This window comes from Mycobacterium basiliense (assembly GCF_900292015.1).
GTDB lineage: Bacteria > Actinomycetota > Actinomycetes > Mycobacteriales > Mycobacteriaceae > Mycobacterium > Mycobacterium basiliense.
Genome location: NZ_LR130759.1, coordinates 1,953,474 through 1,977,170, shown reverse-complemented (window position 1 = coordinate 1,977,170; position 23,697 = coordinate 1,953,474). Strand labels below are relative to the sequence as shown.

Annotated in this window: 27 protein-coding genes; 5 read left to right on the top strand and 22 right to left on the bottom strand. The window is 65.4% G+C overall.

Annotated elements, in window-relative coordinates; genetic code table 11:
• Positions 1–119: 119 nt before the first annotated feature.
• The 5 genes from MB901379_RS08395 to MB901379_RS08375 form a co-directional block, all read right to left on the bottom strand.
• The gene (locus MB901379_RS08395) at positions 120–524 is read right to left on the bottom strand and encodes an SMI1/KNR4 family protein (RefSeq protein WP_158016198.1); all 405 of its coding nucleotides are present in this window, start codon (positions 522–524) and stop codon (positions 120–122) included.
• Positions 525–612: 88 nt separating this feature from the next.
• Positions 613–1,146, bottom strand: coding sequence for a hypothetical protein (locus MB901379_RS08390; protein WP_197717875.1), 534 nt, complete (start codon positions 1,144–1,146; stop codon positions 613–615).
• Complete coding sequence (lppU, locus tag MB901379_RS08385; protein WP_158016197.1) at positions 1,068–1,565, bottom strand: LppU family putative lipoprotein; 498 nt, start codon at positions 1,563–1,565, stop codon at positions 1,068–1,070. Before lppU ends, MB901379_RS08390 begins: the two co-directional genes overlap by 79 nt.
• Before the next feature lie 11 nt (positions 1,566–1,576).
• Positions 1,577–1,846: a 30S ribosomal protein S15 gene (rpsO, locus tag MB901379_RS08380; RefSeq protein WP_158016196.1), complete on the bottom strand. Its 270-nt coding sequence runs from the start codon at positions 1,844–1,846 to the stop codon at positions 1,577–1,579.
• 119 nt (positions 1,847–1,965) lie between these two features.
• On the bottom strand, positions 1,966–2,940 hold the full coding sequence (locus MB901379_RS08375; protein ID WP_158016195.1) for a bifunctional riboflavin kinase/FAD synthetase: 975 nt from the start codon (positions 2,938–2,940) through the stop codon (positions 1,966–1,968).
• A 192-nt stretch (positions 2,941–3,132) separates the two neighbouring features.
• Here MB901379_RS08375 and mntR point away from each other — a divergent pair, with 192 nt between their 5' ends.
• On the top strand, positions 3,133–3,825 hold the full coding sequence (gene mntR, locus MB901379_RS08370) for a manganese-binding transcriptional regulator MntR (protein WP_158016194.1): 693 nt from the start codon (positions 3,133–3,135) through the stop codon (positions 3,823–3,825).
• 17 nt (positions 3,826–3,842) lie between these two features.
• Here the strand turns inward: mntR and MB901379_RS08365 are convergent, their stop codons facing one another.
• The 8 genes from MB901379_RS08365 to MB901379_RS08330 form a co-directional block, all read right to left on the bottom strand.
• The gene (locus tag MB901379_RS08365; RefSeq protein ID WP_158016193.1) at positions 3,843–5,105 is read right to left on the bottom strand and encodes an acyl-CoA dehydrogenase family protein; all 1,263 of its coding nucleotides are present in this window, start codon (positions 5,103–5,105) and stop codon (positions 3,843–3,845) included.
• Positions 5,106–5,133: 28 nt separating this feature from the next.
• On the bottom strand, positions 5,134–6,336 hold the full coding sequence (locus MB901379_RS08360) for a lipid-transfer protein (RefSeq protein ID WP_158016192.1): 1,203 nt from the start codon (positions 6,334–6,336) through the stop codon (positions 5,134–5,136).
• An 83-nt stretch (positions 6,337–6,419) separates the two neighbouring features.
• Positions 6,420–7,349 carry a tRNA pseudouridine(55) synthase TruB gene (gene truB, locus MB901379_RS08355; RefSeq protein ID WP_158016191.1) on the bottom strand — a complete coding sequence of 310 codons (930 nt, stop codon included), beginning with the start codon at positions 7,347–7,349 and terminating at the stop codon, positions 6,420–6,422.
• Positions 7,346–8,026, bottom strand: a complete 681-nt coding sequence (gene pptT / locus MB901379_RS08350; RefSeq protein ID WP_158016190.1) for a 4'-phosphopantetheinyl transferase PptT — start codon at positions 8,024–8,026, stop codon at positions 7,346–7,348. Before pptT ends, truB begins: the two co-directional genes overlap by 4 nt.
• Positions 8,023–8,973 (bottom strand): metallophosphoesterase family protein, encoded by a 951-nt coding sequence (locus MB901379_RS08345; RefSeq protein ID WP_158019036.1) that lies wholly within the window; start codon positions 8,971–8,973, stop codon positions 8,023–8,025. The genes pptT and MB901379_RS08345 overlap by 4 nt, the downstream gene beginning before the upstream one ends.
• A gap of 105 nt (positions 8,974–9,078) precedes the next feature.
• The gene (locus MB901379_RS08340) at positions 9,079–9,642 is read right to left on the bottom strand and encodes an LppA family lipoprotein (RefSeq protein ID WP_158016189.1); all 564 of its coding nucleotides are present in this window, start codon (positions 9,640–9,642) and stop codon (positions 9,079–9,081) included.
• The gene (locus MB901379_RS08335) at positions 9,642–11,330 is read right to left on the bottom strand and encodes an alpha/beta hydrolase family protein (RefSeq protein ID WP_158016188.1); all 1,689 of its coding nucleotides are present in this window, start codon (positions 11,328–11,330) and stop codon (positions 9,642–9,644) included. The genes MB901379_RS08340 and MB901379_RS08335 overlap by 1 nt, the downstream gene beginning before the upstream one ends.
• Positions 11,331–11,333: 3 nt before the next feature.
• Positions 11,334–11,660: a WXG100 family type VII secretion target gene (locus MB901379_RS08330; protein WP_158016187.1), complete on the bottom strand. Its 327-nt coding sequence runs from the start codon at positions 11,658–11,660 to the stop codon at positions 11,334–11,336.
• A gap of 160 nt (positions 11,661–11,820) precedes the next feature.
• On the opposite strand from MB901379_RS08330, the gene MB901379_RS08325 reads away from it, so the two are divergent.
• Complete coding sequence (locus tag MB901379_RS08325; protein WP_158016186.1) at positions 11,821–12,405, top strand: DUF3558 domain-containing protein; 585 nt, start codon at positions 11,821–11,823, stop codon at positions 12,403–12,405.
• Positions 12,377–14,110 (top strand): CocE/NonD family hydrolase, encoded by a 1,734-nt coding sequence (locus MB901379_RS08320; RefSeq protein WP_158016185.1) that lies wholly within the window; start codon positions 12,377–12,379, stop codon positions 14,108–14,110. Before MB901379_RS08325 ends, MB901379_RS08320 begins: the two co-directional genes overlap by 29 nt.
• On the opposite strand, the gene MB901379_RS08315 is transcribed toward MB901379_RS08320, so the two are convergent.
• Both MB901379_RS08315 and MB901379_RS08310 read right to left on the bottom strand, forming a co-directional pair.
• Positions 14,069–14,614: a DUF1802 family protein gene (locus MB901379_RS08315; protein ID WP_158016184.1), complete on the bottom strand. Its 546-nt coding sequence runs from the start codon at positions 14,612–14,614 to the stop codon at positions 14,069–14,071. The genes MB901379_RS08320 and MB901379_RS08315 overlap by 42 nt on opposite strands.
• Positions 14,611–14,883 carry a DUF2277 domain-containing protein gene (locus MB901379_RS08310; RefSeq protein WP_158016183.1) on the bottom strand — a complete coding sequence of 91 codons (273 nt, stop codon included), beginning with the start codon at positions 14,881–14,883 and terminating at the stop codon, positions 14,611–14,613. Before MB901379_RS08310 ends, MB901379_RS08315 begins: the two co-directional genes overlap by 4 nt.
• Positions 14,884–14,937: 54 nt before the next feature.
• Here MB901379_RS08310 and MB901379_RS08305 point away from each other — a divergent pair, with 54 nt between their 5' ends.
• Both MB901379_RS08305 and MB901379_RS08300 read left to right on the top strand, forming a co-directional pair.
• The gene (locus MB901379_RS08305) at positions 14,938–15,687 is read left to right on the top strand and encodes an enoyl-CoA hydratase (RefSeq protein WP_158019035.1); all 750 of its coding nucleotides are present in this window, start codon (positions 14,938–14,940) and stop codon (positions 15,685–15,687) included.
• A 4-nt stretch (positions 15,688–15,691) separates the two neighbouring features.
• Entirely contained in the window at positions 15,692–16,624 is a 933-nt protein-coding gene (locus MB901379_RS08300; protein WP_158016182.1) for an NAD(P)/FAD-dependent oxidoreductase, read from the top strand.
• Between the two features lie 18 nt (positions 16,625–16,642).
• Here MB901379_RS08300 and MB901379_RS08295 read toward each other — a convergent pair whose 3' ends face one another.
• From MB901379_RS08295 to rbfA, 7 genes are all read right to left on the bottom strand, one after another.
• On the bottom strand, positions 16,643–17,725 hold the full coding sequence (locus tag MB901379_RS08295; protein WP_158016181.1) for an ABC transporter ATP-binding protein: 1,083 nt from the start codon (positions 17,723–17,725) through the stop codon (positions 16,643–16,645).
• A complete protein-coding gene (locus MB901379_RS08290; protein WP_158016180.1) occupies positions 17,718–19,031 on the bottom strand; it encodes an ABC transporter substrate-binding protein in 1,314 nt (437 codons plus the stop codon). Before MB901379_RS08290 ends, MB901379_RS08295 begins: the two co-directional genes overlap by 8 nt.
• Positions 19,032–19,036: 5 nt before the next feature.
• Entirely contained in the window at positions 19,037–19,822 is a 786-nt protein-coding gene (locus tag MB901379_RS08285; RefSeq protein WP_158019034.1) for a carbohydrate ABC transporter permease, read from the bottom strand.
• A gap of 47 nt (positions 19,823–19,869) precedes the next feature.
• Positions 19,870–20,769, bottom strand: coding sequence for a carbohydrate ABC transporter permease (locus MB901379_RS08280; RefSeq protein ID WP_158016179.1), 900 nt, complete (start codon positions 20,767–20,769; stop codon positions 19,870–19,872).
• Between the two features lie 67 nt (positions 20,770–20,836).
• Positions 20,837–22,183 carry an MATE family efflux transporter gene (locus MB901379_RS08275; protein WP_158016178.1) on the bottom strand — a complete coding sequence of 449 codons (1,347 nt, stop codon included), beginning with the start codon at positions 22,181–22,183 and terminating at the stop codon, positions 20,837–20,839.
• 6 nt (positions 22,184–22,189) lie between these two features.
• Entirely contained in the window at positions 22,190–23,200 is a 1,011-nt protein-coding gene (locus tag MB901379_RS08270) for a DHH family phosphoesterase (RefSeq protein ID WP_158016177.1), read from the bottom strand.
• Entirely contained in the window at positions 23,175–23,696 is a 522-nt protein-coding gene (gene rbfA, locus MB901379_RS08265; RefSeq protein ID WP_158016176.1) for a 30S ribosome-binding factor RbfA, read from the bottom strand. Before rbfA ends, MB901379_RS08270 begins: the two co-directional genes overlap by 26 nt.
• Position 23,697: the final 1 nt, after the last annotated feature.

Below are 23,697 nucleotides of genomic sequence, written 5' to 3'. Positions count from 1 at the left end.
TGCTCGGGCCGAACCGGCCCAGAACATGCCCACTGTACACCTGCCGCGAATCCCCCAGATGCCGAGCCGCGACGATCGGTCCGCAACTCACCCGCGGGCACCGCTGTTCCCGATCTGTTCTAGACCGATTCCAGTTCCGCAAAATCGTCGGCGACCTTGTCGAGATCACCTGTCTCGTGGTCCCAGCAGAAGACCTCGTCCTGCAGCACCGAACCATCCACGTTGGCTAGCAAGACAAGCCGATCCCCGCATCCGTTGGCTCCGATGGCGACGGCATTGGCGGGAAAGCCGGTCCACTCCTTGGCACTTGCCGTCTCGCGGACAATGTCGTTGCAGGTGCGCTTCACCCGCTTCTTGTCGCTGGTGTCGAAGAAGGGGTACAAGTCCCATATTTCTTCGTCCGCGGGGGCCTCAACGGTTCCGCCGTTGTCCGCCATCATCTTGATGCGGAAACCCGATGGGAAGGTAACCCCGAGCTTCTCCTCTGCGGCCAGTATGTACTTCTCATCGACTGGGAAGGGCATCGTCTTCTCCTTGTAGAACGATTAGTAGAACGATCACGCTCAACGCCGCACGGTGAGCGTGCAACGCAATGGTCAGGTTCGGGTCTAATTACCGCACAGCTCCGATACCTCCGGCCCCGCCGGCACCACCGCCGCCACCAAGGCCGCCGTCTGGGGGGCCTCCGGGATGGCCAGCGCTGCCCGGGCCGCCGAAAATAGCGAAGAAGCCGTCATCGAAAGCGCCGCCGTCACCGCCCCGGCCACCATTTCCGCCGGCGCCGCCTGACCCCACAGTGCTGTGGCCGCCGGTGCCGCCGATGCCACCGTTGCCGCCAGCGCCCGCAGTGCCGGTGCCACCAATTCCACCGTCACCGCCATCACCGCCGGGTTGACCCTCAACGTGATTGCTAGTGCCGTCGCCGTTGCTGCCGGCACCGCCGCTACCGCCGTTGCCGCCGGTGACCCCGGTTCCTCCGCGACCGCCCGCACCGCCGTGGGCCCCTGCAGAATTGGTGCCGCCCAGGCCACCGTCTCCTCCGGGCCACCGCGGCCCGACCGCACGGTCTAGGGTCCGCTGCCGACGTCCTCGACGCAGACGGCGAACCGTCGCTGGGTGTAGGCGTAGCCCACCCCGCTGGCACACTGATCGACGCTGACGGGCGGGTCGAGATCTTTGAGGATCTGAGTGACCCGCTGACGGTGCGGCGCCGACGCATCGTTGCAATCGACACGGACAGGGTCGGTCTTGTGGTCCGGATCGATGCTCATGCAGCCGCCAACCACCCAATCGATATCCAGGCAGAAGGTGCCCTCCGCGCGATTCAACCCGTTGCGCATGGAATAGAACGAATCGACATCACCCGGGCACTGCGCACGCTCGGCAACGGCGGCGACGACCTTGAAGTTCGAATCCTGGCTGCCACACGTCGCCTTGGTTGCCTGCGGGCGATCCGGTGCGCCGCCCAGCTTGAGACAGTCCCCCACCTGGAGGTCGGCGATTCTCGCTGACGAACATCCCAGCACCACCACGGCGGTGCCCAGCGCCAGGATCATGGCGCGCATCGCGCCGTGGGTCAGCGACGCAGACCCAGCCGCTCAATGAGCGAACGATAACGCTCCACGTCGATCTGAGAGATGTACTTGATCAGTCGGCGCCGCCGCCCAACCAGCAGCAACAGACCTCGGCGGGAGTGATGGTCGTGCTTGTGCACCTTGAGGTGCTCGGTGAGATCGGCGATCCGCTTCGTCAACAGTGCGATCTGTGCTTCCGGGGATCCGGTATCGGTCTCATGCAGACCGTAGGAACTCAGAATTTCCTTTTTCTGTTCGGCAGTCAGCGCCACGAAACATCTCCATCAATTGGTCCGCGATCAGGGATTCCCGGCGCGGCCACCGCGAACCGCAGCACACGCCGATGTCGTCGGGCAGTCTAGCAGCGGCATCACCGCTGAACATAAACGCCTCAGCCGGCAGCCAGGAGCGCGCGCGTCCGATCCGTATCGGCACCGATCTCTGCGATCAACGCTCGAACGGAGTCGAACTTTTGCTGACCGCGGATGCGCGCGACAAAGTCCAGCGCAACATGCTGACCATAGAGGTCGGCGCTGGTATCGAGCACGAAAGCCTCGACGGTGCGGGTACGTCCGGAAAACGTGGGATTGGTCCCGACGGACACGGCGGCTTGATAGCGCTCTCCCGGAATCACCGCGCCGGTGACCGGTCCATGCCCGAGGACGGTGAACCAGGCCGCGTACACGCCGTCGGCCGGTATGGCCGAATACATCGGTGGTGCGACATTGGCAGTGGGAAAGCCCAGCTCGGCGCCTCGCCCGTAACCCCTGACCACCACGCCCTCGACACGATGCGGGCGACCCAAGGCTTCGGTGGCTGCCATCACATCGCCGGCGTCCACGCATGACCGGATGTATGTGGAGGAGAACGTGACGGTCTCGTTGCTGTGATGCTCGGACACCAGCGACATCGACTCCACCGCGAAGCCGAATCGCTCGCCGGCGCGGCGCAGGGTGCCGACGTTACCGGCCGCCTTCCTGCCGAAGGTGAAATTCTCTCCCACCACCACCTCCACCACGTGCAGGTGCTCGACCAACAGCTCGTGAATGTAGCGATCGGGCGTGAGCTTCATGAAATCGGTGGTGAACGGCATCACCAGGAACACGTCGATGCCCAACTCCTCCACCAGCTCAGCGCGGCGGGTCAGCGTCGTCAGCTGCGCCGGGTGGCTGCCGGGATAGACGACTTCCATCGGATGCGGATCGAACGTCATCAGCACGCTCGGTACGCCGCGAGTACGGCCCGCTTTCACCGCGTGCGCGATCAATTCGGCGTGTCCGCGGTGTACACCATCGAACACCCCGACGGTCAGCACGCATCGGCCCCAGTCCGTGGGGATCTCATCCTGGCCACGCCACCGCTGCACAACCGCAAGCCTAACGGCGCAGCGGGGCTCGCGGTTGTCAGATCCGCGGGTTGTCGGCCGACCTGGGCGCCGTCCAAGCCAGCGCTGCCCGCATCCAGATCCGCGTTCATCGGCAGAAACCCGCCGCACCGGCGATAGCCAATTGATGACCAAAAACACAGATTGGCCGTGGGTTGCCTAGACTTTCTGGTTGTGAGGGGTGACGACGAGCCTGCCGGTCTCACCGCGGTTGCCCAGGATTACCTGAAAGTCATTTGGACGGCCCAGGAATGGTCGCGGGAAAAGGTCAGTACCAAGATGCTGGCGGAGAAGATCGGGGTATCGGCCAGCACGGCATCGGAGTCCATCCGCAAACTCGCCGAGCAGGGTCTGGTCGACCACGAGAAGTACGGCGCGGTGACATTGACCCCTGCCGGGCGGCGGGCGGCCCTGACAATGGTGCGCCGCCACCGGTTGCTGGAGACTTTCTTGGTCAACGAACTCGGCTACAGCTGGGACGAGGTGCACGACGAGGCCGAGGTGCTCGAACACGCGGTGTCGGATCGGCTGGTGGCCCGGATCGATGCCAAGCTCGGCTTCCCGCGGCGCGACCCGCACGGTGATCCCATCCCGGCTTCCGATGGGCATGTGCCCACACCACCGGCGCGCCAGCTGTGGGCCTGCCACGACGGTGACACCGCAACGGTGGCCCGCATCTCCGACGCCGACCCCGAGATGCTGCGGTACTTCGACAGCGTCGGAATCAACCTGGATTCGCAGCTGCGAGTCCTGACCCGACGGGAATTCGCCGGGATGATCTCGGTGGCGATCGAATCGGCCGATGGCGCCGCGACCACCGTCGAGTTGGGCAGCCCCGCCGCCCGGGCGATCTGGGTGGTGGCCTGACGGGGCCCGGCCAAGCGTTAGGCCAGCAGCCCCTTGGCGATGTGGGTTATCTGGACCTCGTTACTGCCGGCATAGATCATCAGCGACTTCGCGTCTCGGGCAAGCTGTTCTACCCGGTACTCGGCCATGTAGCCGTTGCCGCCGAACAACTGGACGGCCTCCATGGCGACTTCGGTGGCGGCTTCTGAGGAATACAGCTTGATGGCCGACGCCTCGGCCAACGAGGTTTCCTTGCCCACCTTCAACTTCTCCAACGTCTGAAAAACCATATTCTGGACGTTGATCCGCGCCACTTCCATCTTGGCCAGCTTGAGCTGGATGAGCTGGAACTGGCCGATGTTCTTGCCCCACAGAGTCCGGGTTTTGGCGTAATCCACGCATAGCCGGTGACATTCGTTGATGATGCCCAGCGCCATCAAAGCCACCCCGAGACGCTCCACGGCGAAATTGGCGCGTGCACTCTCCCGGCCGTCCCCAGCGTCGTGTTGTTCGCTCTCGCCCAGCAACCGGTCCGCAGTCAGCCGCACGCTGTCGAAAAATAGTTCGCCCGTCGGCGAGGACATCATGCCCATCTTCTTGAACGGCTTGCCCTGCGTCAGTCCGGGCATGCCCGAATCGAGCACGAAGACCAGCACCGGGCGGTTGCGCCGGGCCCGATCGGCGTCGCCGCCGGCGTCGTCAGCAAGCTTGGCGTACACCAACAGGATATCGGCGTCGGGCCCGTTGGTGATGAACGTCTTCTGTCCGTTGAGGAGGTAGTCGTCGCCATCGCGGGTGACATGGGTCTTCATACCGCCGAAGGCATCCGAGCCGGAATCCGGCTCGGTAATGGCCCATGCGGCGAACTTCTCCAACGTCATCAGCCCGGGCAACCAGCGCTCCTTCTGAGCCAGGGTGCCGCGACTCATGATGGTTCCCGCGCCCAACCCGAGACTCACCGCAACCGTGCTGAGTAACCCAATGCTGACCCCGGCAAGTTCGGACACCAGGACCGCGGCCATCGAGGCCTGGGGCGCCAGCCCGCCAAGCCCGCCGGAACCGCTTGCACTGTTCCGTCTTTCGGCTTTGTCGCCCTGGTTGGCGCGCTCGCGGTCCAGCATCGACTTGACCGATTCGGCGGCCATCACGTCCAGACCGAACTGGCTGAATAACTTGCGCGCGATCGGATATGGCGATAGCGCACCGCTTTCCAGATCGTCCCGAACGGGCCGGATCTCCTTGTCGATGAATTGGCGCACAGCGTCTCGCAACATCAGATCCGTGTCGGACCACTCGATCAAGGCAGGCTCCCGAATTGCGTTCTGCGGATTAGTGTTCGGCGCGCTGATAGGCGGTGACCACGGCGGCGCCACCCAGTCCTATGTTGTGTTGCAGTGCCGCTGTCACGTTGTCGACCTGGCGTTTGTCTGCCGCACCACGCAGCTGCCAGGTCAGTTCTGCGCATTGGGCCAAACCGGTGGCTCCCAGGGGATGTCCCTTGGAGATCAGGCCGCCGGAAGGGTTGATCACCCAACGCCCGCCGTAGGTGGTGTCGCAGTTGTCGATCAATTTGGCCGCCTCACCTTGGCCACACAGACCGAGAGCCTCGTAGAGCAGCAACTCGTTGGCCGAGAAGCAGTCATGCAGCTCAATCACCTGAAAGTCCTCCGGCCCGAGTCCGCACTGGTCGTAGACCCGACGCGCCGCCTGGACATTCATGTCGTAGCCGATGAGATTCTTTGCACTGCCCCCGAAGGTCGACGCGAAGTCGGTGGTCATCGCCTGGCCGACGATCTCGACCGCTTGACCGGCAAGGCCGTGGCTGTCCACAAACGACTCCGAGGCCAGGATCGCCGCACCGGACCCGTCGGAGGTCGGCGAGCACTGCAGCTTGGTGAGCGGGTCGTAGATCATCCGCGACGCCAAGATGTCGTCGAGGGTGTAGGCGTCCTGGAATTGCGCGTAGGGGTTGTGCACCGAGTGCTGGTGGTTCTTGTAGCCGATCTTGGCAAAGTGCTCGGCGGTGGTGCCGTACAACTGCATGTGTTCGCGCCCGGCAGCACCGAACATCCAGGGCGCCACCGGAAATGCCAAGTCGGCGATCTCGACCATCGCCTTGACGTGTTTGTCCATCGGCTGCGTGCGGTCGTCATAGGCCGCGGACAGGGATCCGGGTTTCATCTTCTCGAAACCAAGCGCGATGGTGCAGTCGGCCAGTCCCCCGCGGATCGCCTGCGCCGCAAGGAATAGCGCGGTCGATCCGGTCGCGCAATTGTTGTTGACGTTGACGATCGGAATGCCCGAAAGGCCTAGCTCGTAGAGCGCCCGCTGACCCGACGTCGACTCACCGTAGACGTAGCCAACATAGCCTTGCTCGATTGCTGCGTAGTCGATGCCGGCATCCCGCAACGCGTTGGTCCCCGACTCCCGCGCCATATCGGGGTAGTCCCATCCCGGGCGGCGCCCCGGCTTCTCGAATTTCGTCATGCCGACGCCGATGACGAAAACCCTCTTCGATCCGTTGTCCGGCATACACGCCCCTTCCGCCGGCTCGCGACGCGATCCCTGGCTTCCAGTGTGCAACCCGGCCACGGCGTGATCCAGGTCGGGTGCCCCTACCCGGTCGCCGGGCGGATGACCACCACGGACTTGGTGCGCGGACCCTCGTCGCGCAATAGCGCGATCACCCGGCCGTCGGCGTCGTGGGCGGCATAGGTGCCGTCGATACCGGCCGGCTCAAGGGATCTGCCGTTGGCGGTGGCCGCGGCCTGCCCGGCGGTAAGCTCCCGATGGGCAAACATCAGCAAACACGCCTCGTCGAGGCTCAGACTCAGCCGCGGGCGCTCGGCCAGCTCATCGAGCGACACCGCCTGGTCCAGGTCAAAGCGACCGACCCGGGTGCGCCGCAATGACGTTAGGTGCCCCCCCACCCCAAGCGCGCCACCTAGATCGCGGGCCAGCGCGCGGATGTAGGTTCCCGACGAGCAGTCGACTTCAACATCGACATCGACAACATCGATGACATCACCGTCACCGACGGCAACGCCGCGTCGCACATCCATCAGCTCGAACCGATCGATACGCACCGGGCGCGCTTGGAGTTCCACGGCGTGGCCCTGCCGGGCCAGCTGATAGGCACGGCGGCCGCCGACCTTGATCGCGCTGACCGCCGAGGGCACCTGGCTGATGTCACCACGTAGCCCGGTGATCGCGGTGGCGATCGCCTGCTCGGTCAGGTGCGCAACCGACGCTGAGTGCAGCAGTTCACCGTCGGCGTCCTCGGTCGAGGTTGCCTGGCCCAGGCGAATCGTGGCGGCATAGGACTTCGATGTCGCCGTCAGCAGGCCAAGTATCTTGGTGGCGCGCTCGATCCCGATCACCAGTACGCCGGTGGCCATCGGGTCCAGAGTTCCGGCGTGGCCTACCCGGCGGGTGGCGAAGATCCGCCGGCACCGCCCGACCACGTCGTGGCTGGTCATTGCGCCCGGCTTGTCGACGACGACGATGCCCGGGCCTAAGCCGCTACCGGCAGACTCCGCCGTCATAGCACGATGGCGGTGAGCACCAGTCCGCGTTCGACCGACCAGCGACCGCGCAACGTGGTCAACGGCGGACCCCAGCGGGCGGTCGCGTCAATCAGGATGCGTGATACAAACCGGCCCGTCGACCCCGAAGCATCGACATCGAACGTGATGTGCGCGTCCTCAAACCCAAGCCACCTGTTGGTCAACGGAAACCACGCCTTGTATGTCGCTTCCTTGGCGCAGAACAAAATTCGGTCCCAATGCAACCCGGCTGGCATAGCCCGGGGCAGCTCAGTGCGTTCCGCTGGGAGGCTGATCGCATCTAGCACGCCGTTGGGCAGCACGTCGTGCGGTTCGGCATCGATGCCCACCGACCGCACCGCGCCACTACGCCCCACCACCGCACCGCGGTAGCCGGTGCAGTGCGTCAGGCTTCCCACAACGCCGTCGGGCCAGCATGGTTGTCCCTTGTCGCCCTTGAGAATCGGCACCGGCCGCACGCCGAGCTGGTCCAACGCGGTGCGGGCACAGTGGCGCACGGTGATGAATTCGTTGCGCCTCTTGTCCACCGATTTGGCGATCAGCGGCTCTTCTTCCGGCATCGGCACCAGACCGGGCGGGTCGGAGTACAGCTCGGCATACGCCAGATCATCGACCACGGTCCCGGGCAACACCGACGACACCAGCATGACGGTCACCGTGACTGCCGCTGCCGCAATCTTTCCCGGAACTGGGCAGCCTGTGACTTCATCTCCGGAGTGATCACGAAATGGCCGCCGAAGTCGTTGAGGTAGCCCGGCGCGTACTGCGGGTCCGGCAGCACTTGGCGCAGCCAACTGTAGGGCTTGCGGCGTCGCCACTCGCGTGGGTAACCCACCGACACCTCCTCGAAGCGGACATCGTCGTGCCATGTGGTGCGCGGAATGTGCAGGTGCCCGTACACCGAGCACACCGCGTTGTAGCGGGTATGCCAGTCGGCGGTCTTGGTGGTTCCGCACCAGAGCGAGAATTCCGGATAGAACAGCGCGTCGCAGGGCTCGCGCACCATCGGGAAGTGATTTACCAGCACCGTCGGTTGCATCCAGTCGAGCTGTTCGAGACGTGCGCGGGTAGCGGCGACGCGATCACGGCACCAGGCATCGCGGGTCGCGTACGGCTCGGGCGACAACAGATATTCGTCGGTAGCCACGATATTGCGCTGCTTGGCGATGGCCATGCCCTCGGCTTTGCTGGTGGCACCCTGCGGCAGAAACGTGTAGTCGTACAGCAGGAACATGGGCACGATGGTGGCCGGACCACCTCGTTCAGTCCACACCGGGAACGGGTGCTCGGGTGTGACGACGCCCATTTCGTCACACATATTGACCAGGTAGTCGTAACGCGCTCGGCCGAAGATTTGCATAGGGTCGCGGTTGGTGGTCCACAACTCGTGATTGCCGGGAACCCAGATCACCTTGGCGAACCGCCTCCGCAGCAAATCCAGCGCCCAACGAATCTCGTCGGTGCGCTCGGCGACGTCGCCGGCGACGATCAGCCAATCGTCCGGCGATGATGGGTACAGCGACTCGGCGACCGGCTTGTTACCGAGGTGGCCGGTGTGCAGGTCAGAGACCGCCCACAGCGTCGGCTGCACCCCGCCGGTCATTTCGTGCCTTGTCACGACTCACCAGCCTAACGATCCGGCGAAGTGGAGACGAAATCCTCGGGTTCCACACCCCGGTGAGCAGCGGCGGGGTTCAAGGACCCGGGGCTACGGGCTCGGTGGTGGGCTGGGGGTATCGGTTTCACTGATCCGGCAGTCCGACTGCGCCGTGAGCGATGAGGCCACCTGGGTGCCCAGTTTGAACTCGACGCCCCCGTGCCCGGCGAGGTAGACGTCATGGTCGCCCGGCTTGTCTTTCATCACCCCAAAGGTGGTGGCGCCGAATTGCTGCCCACCCTCTCTCACAATCTGAACAGCCTGCGGCCACTTGTCGTCGGGAATCGGCCCGCTGAATCCGACCATGAAGTACGCCGCTTTGGCCCTGGTCCACTCGTAATCGCCTCCACACCCATTCCAGCTGTCCACATCCATCGACCAGGTCAACCCCGGCACCAGAGCCGCGATCGCCTCGGCCATCTGGGTCACCGCGGCGCGGTACTGGTCCTTGGCCGCCTCCAGCGAAGGCTTGGCCCGCAACGGGTTCTCCAGTTCAGCAACCTTCTCCGGACTCAACGGACCCTCCTGCTCACCACCACGCCCAAGACCACCAGAACCACATCCCAGCACCAGCACACAAACCAGCGCCAGCAACCCCACCAGCCGCCACCGCATCAATGCCCTCCCGCCAGTTCGTGGCCGGGCGCTGCCGGCATCCCGCCGCGCAGAACCGGCGGGAGCAGCGGCGCGCCGACCTTATTGTCCGGCAGCCCGGCGGCGATCGCCGCCAGGTTATAGCCCGACATCCGCAGCTGTGGCTGCCCGGCGGCATCTTGGAAGACTCGCGGATAATCGCCATGGGCATACACCCCGTCCCGCCAGATCCGGCCGGGATCGAAACCGGCCTGTGACGACAATTCCGTCAACCCGGGAGTCAGATACGGGTCCGGCCCCCAACCGTGCAGCGGGGCCAGCGGGGCGACCACGCTGGTGATCAAGTCGTGCGGCGCCTGCATGACATAAGCATGCCCGTGCTCGAGTCCCAGCTGCGCCGGGGTGTAGAGCTCCAGGCCGGGTGAACCGTAGAACACGACATCGTTGACGGGATGCGCACCGTGGGCGTTGAGGTCCTGCAGGGCCAGCGACGCCGTCAACGAGCCATAGGAGTGCCCCAACACGGTGAGGTGGCCGGAGGGGTTGTTGGCGCGCACCTGTTGCAAATAGCTGGACAAATCGCCGGCGCCCGCACGTGCCTGCCCATCGGTTATGGTCTGCCACAGGTCACCCGCACTTGCGGTGTCAAGCGGGTTGGGGGGCGGCTCATAGCCCATCCAGGCGATCGCGGCGACCGACGTCGGTTGGCCGGCATTCTTCAGCTGCCGCATTTCCTCAAGCCGAAGGTTGCGTGCCTCAGCAACCATGCCTGGCAGGGTGCCCCGGGTGGTGGAACCGACCCCGGGCACGGTCACCGAAACATTGGCGGCGGTGTCCGGATTACCCACGGCCACCGCCGCCAGCACCTGCTGGTGCGGGTCGTCCGGAAGCCGCAACTGGGCCAGGTAGGTTTCCGGGGCACGGCTCAGCGCCTCATCGACAGCATCGAGATCGCCCAGCCGGTCCTTGGCGACGGCCAGCTGATCGTCAAGGGCGGCGAGCTGGCCCATAGCATCGCTGTCGAGGATGCCGTTGTTGTAGTCGCGGACGGCCCGCGCCGCCAGCTGGTCATAACGCCCCTGCAACTGCCCAATCCGGGCTCGCAGCTTGGCGCGTTCCGCACGCAACAGCTCCTCGTTGGCATCGCTGGCCCGCTGGGTCGGTGTCAGCCCCTCGGGGCCCACCGGCGGACCGGCCTCGGCCGGGATCGGGAAATCACCGTCGGCCATGTTGACCGCTGACGCCAATTCCTCGTCGATGGTGTTCGCCTCAACCACAATCGCATCCAGGTCAGCCTGCAGCTCGGCCTGCTTGGCAAGCATCCGCGCCCATTCGGACTCGGTGTGGCGCAGGCCCGGAATCGGCACCACCCGGTTGCTCAGCGCATCGATCTGCAGCTCGGCGGCCGCGGCGGCTTTGCGCAACGCGGCCAACTCCGATTGGACCTTCACAATCCCGCCAGCGGCCCGATCGGCCGCCCGGGCAACGGCCAACGCTTCGTTGCCGTGGGCGTCAAGGTCGCGGCGAAGTCCCGCGTTCTGATGCGCGGCAGCCTCGGCGGTCTTGCCACCGGAGTTGGCAAAAATCGACAGCGTGGCCAGCTGACGCGACACCTCCAAGCTCACCTGGGCTCGGGCGGTGGCCGCGTGGAACACCTCACGAACCGCTTGCGCGTTCCACCGATCGATATCGGCCACCGTCAGCGACACCGATCAGACCTGACGCTCACTGGCCATACCGTCGCCGCAAGCGCCGACGTGCGCGAGCGCGCGGGCTCGCTCCTCCTCCGCCGCCGCATGCGCGGCGGCGGCTTGATGCAGGCCGCGTGCATGATCGCCAATTCTGCTCAACAGCGCCCTCGACGTTTCCAGCCAGCCGTCCATGGTGGCGCCGAGCGCCAGCGCCGACTCGCCTTGCCAGCCGGACTGAGCGGCCTGGATTCGATGGTCGGACGACATATGTCCAACCGCCAAGTCCTCCCCCCGCCCAGCGACATGCGCCGCTGAGCGCACCCATTGCTCCGCGTTGATCTCAAACACCCAGACATTCTTGCGCTGGGCGCCACCAAGCGCACTTCATTGCGGGTCGGGGCAAATCCAAGCTACGCCGCGATCTAGAACAAGTTCTCGTTTGACTGTGGCAGCGCGGAAGCGACTTGTACACTCCGGGCATTGGGACCGCCCAACGTCAGGGGGTGTCGTGCTTAGCAAGGTGCGTCTGATCGGAGCGCTTGGCGCGCTGGTCATCGCGACAATCGGCGGCACATTGGGCTGGCAGCAACCTTCGCCGGCGCCACGCGGCGCGGGAAACGTGGAGCTGCGCTCGACCGCGGCACCCATGTCGACCACCATGAAGAGCCCGATCGTGGAGACCACCAATCCGCGTCCGTTCGACCCGTGCGAAGACATCCCGTTCGACGCCGTACAGCGCCTGGGCCTGGCCTACACGCCTCCCGAACATGAGGACGGGCTGCGGTGTCACTTTGACGCGGGCAACTATCAGATGGCGGTCGAGGCCATCATCTGGCGCAACTACGCTCAGACGCTGCCACCCGACGCCATCGAGACCACCATCGCAGGCCACCGCGCCGCGCAGTACTGGGTCTTGAAGCCGACCTATCACAACAGTTTCTGGTTCTCCTCCTGCATGGTCACCTTCAAGACCAGCTACGGGGTAATCCAGCAGTCGCTGTTCTACTCGACGGTCTACTCCGAACCCGATGTCGACTGCCAACCCACCAACCTGCAGCGGGCCAATGACCTCGCCCCGTACTACGTATTCTGACTCGCATTTGGGGACCTCAACCCGCACTCGGTCCGAGCCACCCAGGCTACGCACGTTGACCGGCCGAGTCGGCGCTAACGCCGTGGGCGCCGCGTTGGGATTGCGCCGCGCGAGCACGCGTTACAGCGTGCATCGCGTCAAAGTCCCGATGCGCGACGGCATCCATCTGGTGGCCGACCACTACTGGCCCGCCACCTCTGCCCCCGCCGGCACGCTGCTGGTCCGGGGACCGTATGGACGCGGGCTTCCAATGTCGTTGGTCTTTGCCAGGCTTTACGCCGCCCGCGGCTACCACGTGGTACTACAGAGCGTCCGGGGAACCTTCGGGTCGGCCGGAGAGTTCGAGCCCATGGTCAACGAGGCGGCCGACGGCGCGGACACCGTCGAGTGGCTGCGAAGGCAATCATGGTTCACCGGTCACTTCGCGACCATCGGCGTTTCCTATTTGGGCTTCACCCAGTGGGCGTTGCTGCAGGATCCGCCTCCCGAGCTGGCAGCGGCGGTGATTACCGCGGGCCCGCACGACTTGCGGGCCTCGGTGTGGGGCACGGGATCGTTTGCGATCAACGACTTTTTGGGCTGGAGCGACGTGGTTGCCCACCAAGAGGATCCGATCCGCATCCGGACCGGCATCCGCCAGCTGACCGCTGCGCGGCGGTTGGCTCGAGCGGCGGCCGAATTGCCCATGGGTGAGTCAGCAAGGACGATGCTGGGCACCGGCGCACCATGGTTCGAATCGTGGGTGGAACACGCCGACCACGCCGACCCGTTCTGGGATCGCATGCGGTTTCCGGCGGCGCTGGATCGAGTGCAGGTGCCGGTACTGCTGGTGGGCGGTTGGCAAGACATCTTCCTGCGCCAAACCCTGCAGCAGTATCAACGTTTGCGCCAACGAGGCGTCGACGTAGCACTCACGGTCGGCCCCTGGACGCACGTGCAGCTGCTCACCAAGGGACTGGCCATCAGCGCACGGGAAACCTTGGAGTGGCTGGACACACATCTGGGCGAGGCGCCACAGCCACGCCGGCCCAGCCCGGTGCGCATCTTCGTCACCGGCCACGGCTGGCACTACCGGCCCCACTGGCCGCCGCCGACCACCGAACACTCGATCTACCTGCAGCCTGGCGGCGGATTGGGCGAGACCCCACCCGAGCCTGGAGCGTCCCCTACGACGTTTCGCTACCACCCGGAGAATCCGACACCGACCACCGGCGGCCCGTTGCTATCCCCGAACGGCGGCTACCGCGACGACGGTCGGCTGGCCGCGCGCGAGGACGTACTTTCGTTCACCGGTGCCGCGCTCCCCCGCGATCTGTATGTGCACGGCAATCCGGTGATCGAGTTGGCGCACACCTCAGACAATCCCAACGTCGACGTTTTCGTCCGGGTCAGCGAGGTCGACGCCAAGGGCCACTCGCGCAATGTCAGCGACGGCTATCAACGATTCGGCGACACGCCCGAAACCGTCCGCATCGAGCTGGACCCGATCGCTCACCGATTCACCGCCGGCTCGCGCATCCGGGTCCTGATTGCCGGAAGCTGGTTCCCACGCTATGCCCGCAACCTCGGCACCCCGGAGCCCGCACTGACCAGCCAGACAATGAAGCCGGCCACGCACTCCGTGCACTTCGGGCCATCCCGGCTGGTGCTACCGGTCGATCCCTCAGCCGACAGCGTCGCGGACCCGGGCGGCGACCTCACCTAGCTCGGCGGCGTCGTGCACCGGCCTGCCCAGGCTGGGCGTGACCGGCAGTTGTACCCAGCTGGTGCATCCCGCATACTCCGGAAGGCGCACCAACCGCACTGGGCGCTCGAGCGGAATCACCGACACCACCAGCACGGCCAGCTTGTGCTTGGGCCGGAAGTCGAGCCGGTCCGCGCGCACCGACTCCGCGGTCCAGATGTGCAAATCCTCGATTTCTCCCAGTCCCGCTGGACGGTTAACCGACAGTGCAGCAACAACTTTCGCTGCAGCACGGACGAGCACGTGTCCTTCGGCGCTGTCGACAGCCGCGGGGGTGAGCAAGTCGCGGTGTTCGGGCCGGACCCGCTGCGCATGGCTGTGCGCGACCGTCGGGAACAACAGGAATTCGTCCGCCGCCACCTCGAACCGCTTCTCGCCGATGCCGCCCTTACGCAACAGGATGCTCTGCCGACCGTCCAGCAGGGCATGCACCGCCGCGCTCCATTCCTTCAGCGCGGGCGTCACTGCGATCGCGTGCCCAGTCGGGCGAGCACCTCGGGCCGGCGCAGCGGTGGGATGCTCTTGGGTGGCTGACGCCGGGGCGGCAGGGCGGACAACAACCGTGTCGTGGTCGCCGTGACTTCGGCGACCGCGGCCTCGAACGCTTCGGCGTTGGCCGCCGACGGATGGGTGATGCCGCTGACCTTGCGCACATACTGACGGGCCGCGGCGGCGATTTCCTGGGCGGTGGCCGGGGGCTCTAACCCGCGCAGTTCGGTGATGTTCCGGCACATGCATCCACGATAGGCGCGGCAGCGTTGGCGCAGGTGACCCTCTACGGTGAGGTGATGACCGACGAGATCCTGCAGATCGCCACCGACGGGCGGGTGCGCACCCTGACGCTGAACCGACCGCAGTCCCGCAACGCACTCTCCAGTGCCCTGCGGGATCGGTTTTTCACAGCCCTCGGTGACGCCGAAACCGATGATGACGTCGACGTCGTCATCCTGACCGGAGCCGATCCGGTGTTTTGCGCCGGACTGGATCTCAAAGAGTTAGGCGGCCAGTCGGCGTTGCCGGATATCTCGCCGCGCTGGCCGGCGATGACCAAACCGGTGATCGGTGCGATCAACGGCGCCGCGGTCACCGGAGGGCTCGAGCTGGCACTGTACTGCGACATTCTGATCGCCTCGGAGCAGGCACGTTTCGCCGACACACACGCTCGGGTCGGGTTGCTACCCACCTGGGGTTTGAGCGTGCGGCTGCCCCAGAAGGTGGGTGTGGGCCTGGCCCGCCGGATGAGCCTTACCGGCGATTACTTGTCGGCGGCCGACGCGCTGCGGGCCGGCCTCGTCACCGAGGTGGTCTCCCACGACCAACTGCTTAGCGCGGCGCGTCGGGTCGCGACGTCCATCGTGGGCAACAACCAAGACGCGGTTCGGGCGTTGCTGGCGTCCTACCACCGGATCGACGAGTCGCAGACCAGCGCCGGGCTGTGGCTAGAGGCAACGGCCGCAAGGCAATTCCGCACCAGCGGGGATGACATCGCGGCTAATCGCGCGGCCGTGCTGCAGCGCGGGCGCTCTCAGATCCGCTAGCCAGATGACCGATTTGTACGACGTTGTCGTCATCGGTGGCGGCCCAGCGGGTTTGAGCGCTGCGCTCACCCTCGCCCGAGCTCGGCGATCCGTTCTGGTCCTTGACACTGGACAAGCACGCAACGAGCGGGCAGCCGGGGTCCATGATTTCCTGACCCGCGACGGTTGTGCGCCGGCAGAGCTGATTTCCGTCGGCCGCGCTGAGGTCACGCGCTATGGCGGGCAGGTCGCCGAGCGGCAGGTGGTGTCCGCGCGCCGTGAGGGGTCGGCCTTCGCGGTTTCGGTCGACGGCGGGGACACCATTCGCGCACGCAAGCTGCTTGTCGCGTCGGGGCTGGTGGACGAGTTGCCCGACATCAAGGGCCTGGCGACGCTGTGGGGCACCGACGTGTTGTACTGCCCGTACTGCCACGGATGGGAATTCAGCGACCAGCACATCGGCGTCCTGGTCACCAGCGCCGAGTCGGTGCATCAGGCCCTGATGTTTCGGCAGTGGAGCCCGCAGATCACGCTATTCCTCAATGGCACAACCGATCCCAGTGGGTCCGAGCGTAGGCAACTCGACGCACGCCAGATCACGGTCGTGACCCCGGTGGTGACCGAGGTCAGCAGCCGCAACGGCCGGCTGGATGCCGTCGTGCTGGCCGACGGCGACCGGGTGGAGCTGGCAGCACTGGCCCTGCTGCCCCGCATGGTGGCTCGATCCGAAATTCTGGCTGGTCTGGGCCTTCGCCGCGTGGCCCACCCGTCGGGGTTGGGCGAGAATTTGCAGACCGACGGCGGTGGCCGCACCTCGGTGCCCGGTGTCTACGCGGCCGGCAACGTCGCGGACATCTCGGCGCACGTCGTCAACTCGGCCTCGTCCGGGCTGTTGGCCGCCATGGCGGTCAACGCCGACCTGGTCGAAGAGGACACCGAGCGGGCCGTGCTGGGCTGAAGGAATGGTTGCGCCCGCTTAGCGGATGCGCGTCTCGGTCTGGCTGTCAAAGAAGCACACCTCATGGGCGTGCGGCGCGATCGCTAATGTTTCGCCGGCGCGCACCGGGGTGCGCCGGTCGGTACGGAACACCACCCGTTGCGCGCGCAAGGACCACCCCTGTTGGGTGACGGGACTTGCGTAGACAAAGGATTCGAAGCCGAGCTCTTCAACCAATTCGACGTGAACGGTCAGAGCTCCCGGAGAATGCGCCGGCAGCAAATCCCAACACTCCGGGCGGACACCGATCAGTACCCGGCCGAGCACCCCGCGTGGGGCCGGTGTCACCAGATCGGGCGACTGCACCACACCCTCGGCCACCTCGGCCTCGATGAGGCTCATCGCCGGGGCCCCGATGAAGGTGGCCACAAAGGTGTTGACCGGGTTGTCATACAGCTCCCGTGGCGTGTCGACCTGTTGCAGGACACCGTCGTTGAGCACCGCAACCCGATCACCCATCGTCATCGCTTCCACTTGATCGTGGGTCACGTAGACCGTGGTGGTGCCCAGTTGACGCTGCAACCCCGATATCTGCGACCTGGTGCTCACCCGAAGTTTGGCGTCCAGATTCGACAGCGGCTCATCCATACAGAAGACCCGGGGTCGGCGTACGATCGCACGCCCCATCGCAACACGTTGGCGCTGGCCGCCCGAAAGCTTTGACGGCTTGCGATCAAGCAGGTCGGTCAATTCCAGCATCTGGGCGACGTCGAGCACACGCCGCCGGGTATCGGCACGCGACATGCCGGAGTTACGCAACGCAAATCCCATGTTCTGCGCCACAGACATATTCGGATAGAGCGCATAGTTTTGGAACACCATGGCGACGTCACGTGCCCGTGCTGGAAGGTGCGTGACGTCGGTTTCGCCGATAGTGATGCGGCCACTGGAAACGGATTCCAGCCCGGCCAGCGTTCGAAGCGTGGTCGACTTGCCGCATCCAGAGGGACCAACCAAGACCAGAAACTCGCCGTCGGCGATCTCCAGGTCCAGGTTGTCGATGGCAGGTGCGTCGGCACCCGGATAGCGATGGGTAACCCCGCAATACTGCACTTTAGCCATGGCGCTGCAGCTTTCGCTTGACTTGGCGGTCCAAGATCACCTGCAACCGCTTTTCGATACTGGCGAACGTTTTTGGCACATCGGCACCGCGCAGGCCGATGGACTCCAACCCGGCGGAGATAATGCGATCACCGCCGGGCAGGAAGACGCGCGCGTAATCCTGCGGACGGGTGTGCGGGAGCTGTTCCAACGCCACTCGGGCTCGCGGATTGGCGGCGAGATATTTTTGCTCGCTCGGTTCTTTGACGGCGGACTTGCGCACCGCCAGATATCCGGTGTGCCGGCTGAAGTAGGCGGTGTTTCTCGGATTGGTGACGTATGCGATGAACTTGAGCGCGTTGAGCTTTCGCTCTTCGGAGAGCTTGGTGGGAATTGCCAGCCCGGCCCCGCCCGTCGGGCAGGCGGGAGCCCCGCCGGGACCGGTGGGCAGCGGCGCCGCCCCAAAGTCGAACTTGGCCGTGTTGGTGATGCCCATCAAGGAGCCGGTCGATGCAACCGCCGATGCCAGGATCCCGGTGGCGAACTCATTGGCCACATCGGTGGCGATCGCGGCGTAGTCCTTAATGTGGACGGAATCCCGATAGAAGTCGCCGGCCGCGATGGTGTTCGGGTCGGTGAACCGCAAGGTCCACTTGTCGGAGTACGCGCCGCCCAATGCCCAGTTCAGGCCTTGAAACGTCCAAGAGATCAGCTCGGCATTTGCCCAGCCATAGGCCGAGTTACCGGCACCGACCACCCGCTGTAGGCGCGGACCCCAGTCGTCGAGTTCTTGCCAGGATTGCGGGCCTCGGTCCGGGAGGCCGACCTTGTTCCACAGCGGCTTGTTGTAATAGAACAGCGGCGTCGAGCGCGCATAGGGCAACGCATAGTGTCGGCCCTCGAACTCGTAGTCGGCCAACAATGAATCGACGTAGTCCCCGGTATCGACTCCGAGTTGGCCGAACAGATCGTCGAGTGGCGCGATGACACCACTGAGGGCAAAGTGAAACCACCAGATGTCGTCCAACACAACGACATCGGGCACGTCGGTGCCAATCAGCGCCGCGTTGAACTTCTGCGCAACTTCGTCGTAGTCCATGCCGGCGTCGATCAGTTTGACCGACAGACCGGGGAACTGGCGTTGGAAACGGTTGATCAGCTCCCGCTCCACCGCGGTGGATTGGCCAGGGTGGTTGGACCAGAACGCGATCGGCCCGTCGCCCGACTTCACCGAATCGCTGCCGCCCATCCCCGCGCAGCCGGCACCCACCCCCCCGACCGCGGCACTGGCCAACGAAAGAAACCGCCTGCGACTCACCGCACCCATCGCAGCTAGCCCTTGACCGCGCCCGCGGTGAGGCCCTTGATCATCTGCCGCTGCAACACGATGAAGATGATAAGGATGGGCAACATCGCCAGCATCGTCACCGCCATCACCGGGCCCCAGTCCGTCACGCCCTCGGCCTGCTGTAGGAATGTCAGACCCACCGGAAGTGGTGCCACCGAATCATCATCGGACATCAGGAACGGCCAAAGGTACTCGTTCCATTCGCCGACAACGGTGATGATGCCGAACGCCACCATCGTGGGCCCGGACATCGGCAAGACCACCCGCACAAGCAGCTGCCACCAGCGCGCACCATCCATTCGGGCGGCTTCGATGATCTCGGCGGGTAACGACAGGAAATGGTTGCGCATCAGGAAGGTGCCAAACGCTACCCCAGCAAGGGGCAGGATGATGCCCGCAAAAGTATTGCGCAAACCCAACTGTGCGATCAACGCATAGTTGGAAATCACGGTGATCTGGTTGGGCACCATCAGGGCGGCGATGATCAACAAGAACACCGCGTTCTTGCCCGGGAACCGGACGAACACCAACCCGAACGCGCTGAGCACGCCGAGCGCGAACTTCACCATCGCCAGCACCGAGGTGATAATCACCGAATTGCGCAGGAACGTCCAGAATGGGATCTGATGGGTGGCCGTCCGGTAGTTCTGCGGATGCCAGCGCGGCGGCCACCAGGTGGTGGGCTGCGAGTAGATGTCCGGCTGGTCCTTGAACGAGGTGAAGAACACGAACAGCAGCGGCCCCGCGATCAGCACGAGGACCAGCAACATTGCCGCATAACCGAGCAAGCGCGCCGCGCGACCGAACCCATCCGGCCTCACCGCTGCGCTCCCCGATCCATGATGCGCACCTGGTAGTAGGTGATGGCCAACAGGATCAGGAACATGATCGTGGCCACGGTCGCACCATAGCCGGCCCGGAAGTTCCGGAACGTTTCCAGATACACCTGGTAGACCATGGTGGTGGTGCCGGTACCCTCCGGGCCGCCGCGGGTCATGACGTTGATCACGTCGAACACCTGCACCGAATTGATGAGCACGGTGATCGACAGGAAGAAGGTGGTCGGCCGCAGTTGCGGCAAGAGCACTCGCCGGAAGGTGGTCCATCGACTGGCGCCGTCGATTTCGGCCGCCTCCAAGAGGTCTCGACGTACCCCCTGCAGCGCCGCCAGATATATGACGAAGCTGTATCCGAGGTTCTTCCAGACATAGGTGACCGTCACCATGAACAACGCCCAGCGGGTGTCCTGGTAGAAGTCGGGCACGCTGACACCGATGCGGCGCAACAGGTCTTGCACCAGACCAAAATGGGGATCGAAGACGAACTGGGCCGCCAGACCGACGGCGGCACCAGAGATCACGAACGGCGCGAACACGGTCGAACGAACCAAATTTCGTCCCCGCAACGGCTGGTCGAGCAACATCGCGAGCACCAGCCCCAGCAGCATCGAGCCAACCACCGCCGCCGTGGTGAACACCACCGTGTTGAGCACTATCTGTCCGGTGTCGGACCTGGTGAACCACTCCGCGTAGTTGGCGAGCCCGACAAATTCCGCCGACCGGTCCGAGATGTTCCAGTCGAAGAAGGACAACCTGATGTTGTCGGCCAACGGCCGGTAAACGAACAACAGCAACAAGCCCAGGTTGGGACCGACCAGCACGACGAACAGCGTGTAATCCCGCCACGACCGATCCCGCCGTGGCCGTGTGGTCGTCATCGGCTGCAGTGTATCGGCGGTTGCCGGCGAGTTCTCGTTGAACTGCCGGCCGGGTGTGGCCGCCTGGTTAGGCCGCCCCGGTCAGCGCCCACCGGCCGCTGATTGCGCGCCATCCGACGAAAATCAGCCGCAGTGCGATGAATGTGCTGAGGCCCGCCCAGATGCCCGCCAGCCCCCAGCCGTACACCAACGCCAACCAGACCAGCGGCAGGAAGCCCAGCAGCGCGCTGACCACCGTGGCGGTTCGCATGAACGCCGCATCACCCGCCCCAAGCAACACCCCGTCGAGCGCGAAAACAATTCCAGCAAAAGGCAATTGGGCCACCAAGAACCACCACGGCACGGCTATCGCGGCCAGCACCGACCGATCGTCGGTGAACAGCCCGGGCAAGACGAACCGCCCCGCCCCCAGCGCCGCCGCCAAGATCCCCGCCGCCAGCAGGGAAAACCCAGTGACTCGTCGCGCCACCCCCTTGGCGTGCGCGACATCGTTGGCGCCCAGCGCGGCACCCACCAACGACTGCGCCGCGATGGCCAGTGAATCGAGAACCAACGCAAGAAAGCCCCACAGCTGCAACACCACCTGGTGCGCCGCCAGCGCGGCCGCACCAAACCGGGCGGCCACGGCGGCGGCCGACACGAAACACACCTGAAAGGCCAGCGTTCGAACGATCAGGTCGCGGGCCATCACCAATTGCGCGCGCAACACCGCCCGGTCTGGTCGCAGCGGCACCCGCTCGGCCAACAGCGCGCTGCCGAACAGCACGGCTGCCAGCCATTGACCGGCCAGATTAGCCACCGCAGACCCGGCCAAACCCATCCTCGGCATGCCCAGCCAGCCATAGACCAGCAGCGGGCACAACACCGCCGACAGCGCGAAGCCCGCGAGAACGTAGCGCAGTGGCCGCACGGTGTCCTGCACGCCGCGCATCCAGCCGTTGCCGGCAAGCGATACCAGAATCGCAGGAGTACCCAGGATCGCGATTCGCAGCCAGGGCAACGCCGCCGCGGCGATGCCAGTGCCGCCCGCGCCGTCGCCGGCGACCACCGACACCAACGGCGCCGCCGCGGCCTCCACGACGACAATCGTCAATGAGCCCAAACCCACCGCCAACCAGGTCGCCTGCACACCTTCCGCGACCGCGGCCACCCGATCGGCGGCCCCGAAGTGGCGCGCCGAGCGTGCGGTAGTGCCGTAGGACAAAAAGGTCGCCTGGGAGCCAACCATGCCGAGCACCAGGCTGCCGATCGCCAAGCCCGCCAACGACAATGCCCCAAGCCGACCGACCACGGCGGTATCGAACAGCAGATATAACGGCTCCGCGGCCAGCACTCCCAGCGCGGGCAGGGCCAGCGCCGCGATCTGCCGGCCACCGGCCGCGGGTCGGCCGGCCGCTGGCCCAACGGTGGTCAAGGGCGGTCAGCCCACGGCCGCCAGTAGCGACGCCACCACATCCTCGATCGAGCCCACGGTCGAATAACCGGCAGCGAGCCGGTGCCCACCGCCACCGAATCCGGACGCCACCGCCCCCAAATCGATGCTGGCCTTGGCACGCATCGATACCGACCACTGCTGTGGGTCGACCTCCTTGAACACCACCGCCACCTCGGCTTGCTGGGTGGTGCGCACGATGTCTACGACGCTCTCCACCTCTTCGGGGCGTGCCCGCAGGAATTCCTGGTGGTCGACGACCACGTAGACCAGTCCCCGGCCATCGACCGCCTCAGGCAACAGCCGCGCCGAGCCGAGCACCCGGGACAGCATCGGCAACCAGGCAAACGGGTGGGTGTCCAGCAGCGATCGGCTGATGGCGGCATTGTTCACACCGATGTCGACCAACCGGGCGGCCAACCGCAACGCGCGTGCGCTCGCCCAGCGGAACGACCCGGTGTCGGTGGTCAGCCCGGCGTAGATGCAGTGCGCGACATCGTGGTCTATGGGTTTGCCCCACGCATCGAGAATCTCGGCGACCAACATGGTGGTCGAATCCGCTGTGGGGTCGACGAAGTTGGCGCTGCCAAACGCGAGGTTGGAAGTGTGGTGGTCGATCACCAGCACCTCCCGGCCCGGATCGGCTAGATCGCCAAGCCCGCCAAGGCGCTTGACGCTTGGAGCATCAACGGTTACCACCAAATCGACATCGCGGCGCATCGCATCCGGGCCGACCAGCAAGTGGCAGCCGGGTAGTGACGCGAGCGACTCCGGCAGCGTCGCGGGCGCGGCGAAGCTCACCTGAACCCGCTTGCCGCACTTGTCCAATACCAACGCCAGAGCCAGGCCGGCGCCGATGGTGTCGGCGTCGGGGTGCACGTGCGAGATCACCGCGACGCTGGCCGCGGCCGACAGCAACTCGGCGGCGCCTAGGGCGTCGACATTCGTTGCGGGACGCCGGATATCGGCCGGGTCAATCTTGGGATCGGTCGTCGTCACGGGTGTTCTCAACCTCGCGCCCGTCGCTCGTTGGAATGCGTAGTCCCCCGGGCCGTTCGCTGGCCAACCCGGCATCACGATACGGGTCGGCGTCCCCCGCCGGCTTGGCGCCCAGCCGGACCCGCGCGAGGTCGGCGTCAGCGGCGCGGGCGCGCGCCAACAATTCCTCCATCCGATGCACATTGTCGGAGGTGGTGTCGCGGGTGAACGTCAGGGTCGGTGTGAAGCGCACCCCGGTTCCCGCTCCGACCTTGGTACGCAGCACGCCCTTAGCCCGTTCCAGCGCCGCCGCGGCGGCGGCGTAGTTGGGCTCCTCTTCCAGCGTGCGACCCATCACCGTGTAATACACCGTCGCATCGTGCAGATCGGCGGTCACCTTGGCTTCGGTGATGGTGACCCCGGCCAACCCCGGATCCTTGATCTCGTACTCGATCGCCGACGCGACGATCGTGTTGATGCGTTTGGCCAGCCGGCGAGCCCGGGCGGGATCAGCCATG